The 5,304-nt window shown below is 69.6% G+C and carries 3 protein-coding genes and 1 pseudogene; all 4 read right to left on the bottom strand.

Annotated features, from left to right (window positions below):
* On the bottom strand, positions 1–1,679 hold a 1,679-nt coding region (glgX, locus tag Q1N79_RS27540; RefSeq protein ID WP_300613963.1), incomplete at its 3' end, for a glycogen debranching protein GlgX.
* Positions 1,676–4,471, bottom strand: coding sequence for a hypothetical protein (locus Q1N79_RS27535; protein WP_300613962.1), 2,796 nt, complete (start codon positions 4,469–4,471; stop codon positions 1,676–1,678). The genes Q1N79_RS27535 and glgX, both read right to left, overlap by 4 nt.
* Positions 4,472–4,498: 27 nt before the next feature.
* Complete coding sequence (locus tag Q1N79_RS27530) at positions 4,499–4,861, bottom strand: hypothetical protein (protein ID WP_300613961.1); 363 nt, start codon at positions 4,859–4,861, stop codon at positions 4,499–4,501.
* Positions 4,862–5,304 (bottom strand): annotated as a pseudogene (locus Q1N79_RS27525) (extradiol ring-cleavage dioxygenase); the annotation flags it as partial.

Here is a 5,304-nt window from a genome sequence, read left to right as displayed (position 1 = left end):
GCCCAGTCGAGCCAGGAGATCTCGTTGTCCTGGCAGTAGGCGTTGTTGTTCCCGAGCTGGGTGCGGCCGGACTCGTCGCCGCCGAGCAACAGCGGCATGCCGAACGACAGCAGCAGGGTGGTGAGCAGCGCGCGGGACTGGCGTCCGCGCAGTTCGCCGATGTCCGGGTCGGCCGTCGGTCCCTCGGTGCCGCAGTTCCAGGACCGGTTGTCGTCGTTGCCGTCCCTGTTGCCCTCGCGGTTGGCCTCGTTGTGCTTGGCGTCGTAGGAGACCAGGTCCCTGAGCGTGAACCCGTCGTGGACGGTGATCAGGTTAACCGACGCGGTCGGGCGGCGGCGGCCGGCCCCGTACAGGTCGGAGGACCCGCTGAACCGGGTGGCGAACTCGGCCACGCCGGTGTCCTGGCTGCGCCAGAAGTCGCGCATGCAGTCGCGGTACCGGCCGTTCCACTCCCGCCACTGGGCCGGGAACCGGCCGAGGTCGTAGCTGTCGGACTCGCCGACGTCCCACGGCTCGGCGATCAGCTTCGCCTGCGACACGACGGGATCCTGCGCGATCAGGTCGAAGAAGGCCGAGAGCTGGTCGAAGCCGCCGTCCTGGCGGGCCAGGGTGGCCGCGAGGTCGAACCGGAAGCCGTCGACGCGCATCTCGGACAGCCAGTACCGCAGGCTGTCCATGATGAGGCGCAGCGTCAGCGGGTGGCCTGCGTTCAGCGAGTTCCCCGTGCCTGTCGTGTCGTAGTACTTGCTCGGGTCGCCCTGGACCAGCCGGTAGTAGGCGGGATTGTCCAGGCCGCGGAAGCTGAGCGTGGGGCCGCCCTGGCTGCCCTCCGCCGTGTGGTTGAAGACGACGTCGAGGATGACCTCGATGCCCGCCCGGTGCAGCGCCTTCACCATGTCCTTGAACTCGCTCACCTGGGCCGCGGGATCGGTCGCCGCCGCGTAGCCGCGGTGCGGCGCGAAGAAGCCGATCGTGTTGTAGCCCCAGTAGTTGGTCAGGCCGCGGTCGAGCAGGAACTCCTCGGTCACGTACTCGTGCACGGGCAGCAGCTCCACCGCGGTGATCCCGAGCTCCTGCAGGTAGCAGGTCGCGGCGTCGTGCGCCATCCCCGCGTACGTCCCGCGCAGCCCGGGCGGGATGCCGGGGTGGCGCATCGTAAAGCCCCTGACGTGGGTTTCGTAGATGATCGTGTCGGCGTGCGGCGTGCCCGGCTTGGTGTCGCCGTCCCAGTCGTAGCCGGAGTCGATCACGACCGCCTTCGGCACGTGGCCGCCCGAGTCACTGCCGCTTGGCTCATCCGGGTTGCCCGGGTCGTGCCCGAGCAGTTCGGGGCCGTAGGTCACGCTGCCGGACAAGGCGCGGGCGTAGGGGTCGAGCAGCAGCTTGTTCGGATTGCAGCGCAGTCCGCGGCGCGGCTCGAACGGGCCGCGGACGCGGTAGCCGTACGCCTGGCCCGGGCCAGCGCCCGGCACGAAGCCGTGCCAGACGCCCGCGTCGTAGCCCCCGAGCGGCAGCCGGGTCTCCGCGCCGTCGGCGCCGAACAGGCAGAGGGTGACCTCCTCGGCGATCGTCGAGGCGACCGCGAAGTTCGTGCCGCCGTCACGCGGCGTCGCCCCGAGCACCGCACCGTCGCCGGGGGCCGCCTTGCCCGCCGGCGCGGTGCCGGCGGGGCTGGTCATCCGAACTCCTCCGGGTACAGCAGGCTGCCGATCAGGTCGACCGTCTCGGGGGCCGCGCCGTGGCGGCGGCGGATGATGTCGGCGATCAGCCCCGTCCAGCCGGTCTGGTGGCTGGCACCGAGCCCGGCGCCGTTATCGCCGTGGAAGTACTCGTTGAAGGCGATGTTGTCCCGCCAGCGCGGGTCGTGCTGCAGCCGGTCCTGCCAGCCGAAGCAGGGCCGCCGCCCGTCCGGGCCGCGGGTGAAGATGGAGATCAGCCTGCCCCGCAGGTCGTCGGCGATCTCGTCAAGCGTCCACTGCTCGCCCGATCCCGTCGGGTACTCCACGGTGAGCTCGTCGCCGAAGTACTTGTGATACCGCTGCAGGCAGCTGATCACCAGGTAGTTCAGCGGGAACCAGATCGGCCCGCGCCAGTTGGAGTTGCCGCCGAACATCGACGTGGTCGACTCGGCCGGCTCGTAGTCGATCGTCGCGGTCGCGCCGTCCAGGTGCAGCACGTAGGGCTGCTCCCTGTGCACGGCGCTCAGCGAGCGCAGGCCGTACGGGGACAGGAACTTCTGCTCGTCGAACAGCGACCGGAACAGGGCGAGCAGCCGCTCCGTCCCGACCACGCTGAGCAGCAGGTGCTCGTGGTCCGCCACGCCCCGCAGCAGGCCCTGCTCCCGCAGCTTGGCGGCGTCGGACAGGCCCTGCCTGTCGAGGAAGTCCGCGAACTGCTTGCCGAACTTCATCGCGTTCTTCATCATCGCCTCGTCGACGACCGTGACGGCGAGCAGCGGGATCATGCCGACCATGGACCTGGCCTTGACCGGGAAGACGGCGCCGCTCGGCAGGCTCAGCCGGTCGTAGAACATGCCGTCGTCGTCGTTCCACAGCTCCTGGCCCTCAAGCGCGTCGGTGATCGCTGCGTAGTGCTCGAGGAACTTGAGCACCAGGTCGGCCCCCTGGCGGCGGCCGTTGAGCCGCAGCAGCGAGGCGGTCACGGCCATCGACAGCGCGTAGAAGGCCATCCAGCCGGTCGCGTCGGACTGTTCGAGCACGGCGCCCGGCGGCAGGTGGGACCGGTCGATGGGGCCGATGTTGTCAAGGCCGAGGAAGCCGCCCTCGAACAGGTTGTTGCCCCGCAGGTCTTCCCTGTTCACCCACCAGGTGAAGTTGACGAGCAGCTTGTCGAAGATCCGGGACAGGAAGTCGAGGTCGCGCCCGCCGTCCAGGGCGAAGACCTCAAGCGCGGCCCACGCCTGCACCGGCGGGTTCACGTCCCCGAAATCCCATTCATAGGCAGGCAGCGCGCCGTTGGGGTGCTGGAACCATTCCCGGCACAGCACGATCAGCTGGTACTTGGCGAACCCGGGATCGACGTGCGCGAGCGTCACGCAGTGGAATGCCAGGTCCCAGGCCGCGAACCAGGGGTACTCCCACTTGTCCGGCATCGACATGATGTCGAACGCGTCGAAGTTCCGCCACCGCGCGTTCCTGTTCAGGCCGCGGTCCGGGGGCGGGGGCGGCTGCGCCGGGTCCCCGTCGAGCCACGTGGCCACGTCGTAGTTGTAGAACTGCTTGCCCCACAGCATCCCGGCGAAGGCCTGGCGCATGACGATGGCCTCGTCGGCCGTGGCGCCTGCTGGGGCGAGCGCCGCGTAGAACTCGTCGGCCTCGGCCTGCCGCCGCGTGAGGGCGGCGTCGAAATCTTCCCCGAACGGATCGGGCGCCTGTCCCTGGGCCTGGGCCTGTCCCTGGGCCTGTCCCTGGTCCTGGGCCTGGTCCTGGGCCTGGTCCTGGGCCTGCGCGGGACGGAGCCGGAGCCGGATCTCCGCGGTGGCGCCCGGCTGCACGGTCAGCTCGTACCAGAACGAGCACTTGGTGCCGGTCAGGGCGGGGTTGACGGTGGCCGCGCCGGAGACCACGTGGTCGTTGATGCCGTCCTTCGGGTACGGCGTTGCCGCGGCGCAGCCCCACAGGCGCTCGGTGTTGCTCTCGTTCTCGCAGAACAGCAGCCGCGGGGCCGTGCCGTCCGGCGCGCCGGCGGCGAGGAGCTCCAGCGTGCCGAGGAAGGGGTGCTCGATGCGGACGGCAGGCGGCGCCCCCTCCCGCTTCTTGCTGTTATCGGCCGCCGCGAGGACTGGCTTCGGCGCGTCGTCGTCCCAGGACCAGGTGTTGCGGAACCACGCGGTCGGCAGCACGTGCACCGTGTCGGCCTCCGGGCCCGCGTTGGTCACGCTGATCACCATCAGCAGGTCGGCTGGATCCGCCTTGGCGTACCGGACCTCGGTGACCCAGTACCTGTCGTGGTCGAAGATCCCGGTGTCCAGGATCTCGTACTCGGGGCTGCGCCTGTCCCTGCGGGAGTTTTCCAGCCGCAGCTTGTCGTAGGGGAAGGCCGCCTGCGGGTAGTGGTAACGCCACCGGTTCCAGGCGTGGCTGGGCAGCGAGTCCAGGTACCACCAGTGCTCCTTGACGTCCTCGCCGTGGTTGCCCTCCGGCCCGGTCAGCCCGAACAGGCGCTCCTTCAGGTAGGGGTCGCGGCCGTTCCACAGGGCCAGCCCGAGGCAGAGCCGCTGCTCCACGTCGCAGAACCCGGCGAGCCCGTCCTCGCCCCACCGGTAGGCCCGGGACCGGGCGTGGTCGTGCGGCAGGTAGTTCCACGCGTCGCCGTCGTCGCTGTAGTCCTCGCGTACCGTGCCCCATTGCCGTTCGCTGACGTAGGGTCCCCACGTGTACCAGGGGCTGGCCTGCTTGAGCCCGTCTTCGAGCTTCCCGAAGCCGGCTACCCTGTCGCCTTCAGCGGTCATGGCGATACGCTATCGCCCCATTTGTCCTCAGGTGCTGATGTCGGGGTACGGCATGGAGAAGTGCGACAGCCGCTGGGCGTACTCGAGCTGGAAGCCGAGCGGCTCGGCGTAGTCGCGCTCGAACATGGCGATGAACAAGGTCAGCGTGAGGAACGGGTGCGCGCCGAGCTCGAACAGCCTCGGGTAGTCGTGCGTGGCCAGCGCCTCGCGCTCGGCGTCGTCGAACCTCAGCCAGGTCGAGCTCTCGCCGCCGTGCACGTTCAGGATCGCGTTCGCGCGCTCGGCCTCCCACCACTCCACGGTGCCCTTGGGGTCCTCGCGGTACCGCTCGACGAGCTCGGGGTCCCGGTCGACGGTGTAGAGGAACTTGTTCAGCAGGTACTTGCTCATCTACGCGTCCCCGCCCTTCGGGTACCAGGTGAAGTAGGCCTCCATCGTGTGGAAGAGGTCGAGGGTGTCCACGTAGTCGGCCTTCTCCCCGGCTCCGGCGACGCCCATCATCAGCATGAAGTCGAGGAAGCCGTGGGTCGCGTTGCCCGGCTCCCACAGCGAGTCGAGCGATACCTCGCCGAGCGCCTTTTCGATGTCGCCCGACGCGATCCACTCGACGGCCTTGCGGTCGAACTCGGGGTCGGGGCCGTGCGGCCCGAACTGGCGTGGCCCGCCCAGCTCCAGGGAGAGGTGGCCGGTGCCGATGATGGCGACCCGCTGGTCGCTCGGCCAGGATTCGACGAGTTCCCTGATCGCCTGGCCGAGCTGCACGTACCGCTTCGGCTGCGGCAGCGGGGGGGCGAAGATGTTCGTGTAGACCGGGACGATCGGCAGGTCGGCCT

This window comes from Trebonia sp. (genome assembly GCF_030042015.1).
Lineage (GTDB): Bacteria > Actinomycetota > Actinomycetes > Streptosporangiales > Streptosporangiaceae > Trebonia.
The sequence above is the reverse complement of the archived record's forward strand: the minus strand, read 5'-3'. Positions and strand labels throughout refer to the sequence as shown.

Excerpts from the sequence above, each read along its gene's own strand:
- Q1N79_RS27535 (WP_300613962.1), bottom strand. The coding sequence starts at position 4,471 with ATGACCGCTGAAGGCGACAGGGTAGCCGGCTTCGGGAAGCTCGAAGAC.
- Q1N79_RS27530 (WP_300613961.1), bottom strand. The coding sequence starts at position 4,861 with ATGAGCAAGTACCTGCTGAACAAGTTCCTCTACACCGTCGACCGGGAC.